The 1,255-nt window shown below is 33.5% G+C and carries 1 protein-coding gene; it reads left to right on the top strand.

All coding sequences use genetic code 11. From position 1 onward, the window contains the following. Nucleotides 1-118 precede the first annotated feature (118 nt). Complete coding sequence (gene atpB, locus CCAND38_RS01120; protein ID WP_042006782.1) at nt 119-1,195, top strand: F0F1 ATP synthase subunit A; 1,077 nt, start codon at nt 119-121, stop codon at nt 1,193-1,195. Nucleotides 1,196-1,255 lie beyond the last annotated feature (60 nt).

Genomic DNA, 1,255 nt, shown 5'->3' with positions numbered 1-1,255 from the left:
AAAAAAATATAAATTGGACTAAAAAAAAATACTCCAAAAATTTTCTTAATTCCGATTGAAAATGTAAATTTGCCCAAATAAGGAAAAATACAAATTTTATATTTTTTACAAAATAATAATGGTAGCTAAAAACATAATTCAGAAATTCGTTTTATTTTTGTTATTTTTCATTCCGTTTCAGGGATTTTCTTCTGATGCCAATAAAGACAAGGAAGAGGCTTTTGACCCTGTTTCGATGATTATGCACCACATCAGTAACTCGCACGAGTTTCACATTACCGACTTTCAAGGAAAATCTATTTCAATGCCACTTCCTGTAATTCTTTGGACGGATAACGGATTGGTAACTTTTATGTCAAGTGAGTTTCACCATGACAATGATGGAAAGGTAGTGGTTGAGAAGAAGGGAATGAAGTTTGCTCGTTTTCATGAAGTAATTCACTACACAAACCCTGATGGAAGCCTTTCTTTTGATAAAGACGGACATGTGACTAATACTCGTCCGTTGAACTTCTCAATAACGAAAAACGTTTTTTCAATGATTTTAGTGTCGATTTTGTTGTTAGCAATCTTTATTCCAATGGCAAAATCTTACAAAAAGAATCCAAAAGCACCTAAGGGAATGGCAGGTTTCTTAGAGCCGTTGGTATTGTTTGTACGCGATGATATTGCTATTCCACAGATAGGAGAAGAAAAGTATGCTCGTTACATGCCTTATCTTTTGACGATTTTCTTCTTGATTTGGTTCGGAAACCTTTTCGGATTGATTCCGTTTTTCCCATTCGCTAGTACATTGACCAACGATATTTTGTTCACAGGATTTTTAGCCATTATAACATTTTTTGTAACTGTCTTTAGTAGTAACAAAAACTATTGGAAACATATTTTTGCGACTCCAGGAGTGCCGTTTTGGTTATTGCCAATTATGATTCCGGTAGAAATTTTGGGTATGTTTACTAAGCCTTTTGCTTTGATGGTGCGTTTGTTTGCGAATATTACTGCAGGACATATCATTATCTTGAGTTTGATTTCTTTGATATTCATCTTTAAAACAGTATGGGTGTCTCCAGTGTCAATTGCTTTTGCTTTGTTCATTAATGTACTTGAATTGTTGGTAGCAGCTTTACAGGCCTATGTGTTTACTTTGCTATCGGCTTTGTTTATCGGACAAGCCGTGGAAGAACACCATCACTAATATCAAAAAGGCATATCGCAAATATTTGAAATTTAAATATTTAATTATAATTTTTTATTA

The organism is Capnocytophaga canis (assembly GCF_000827555.1).
Lineage (GTDB): Bacteria > Bacteroidota > Bacteroidia > Flavobacteriales > Flavobacteriaceae > Capnocytophaga > Capnocytophaga canis.
Note: the sequence above shows the minus strand (reverse complement) of the source record. Positions and strands in the feature narration are given on the sequence as shown.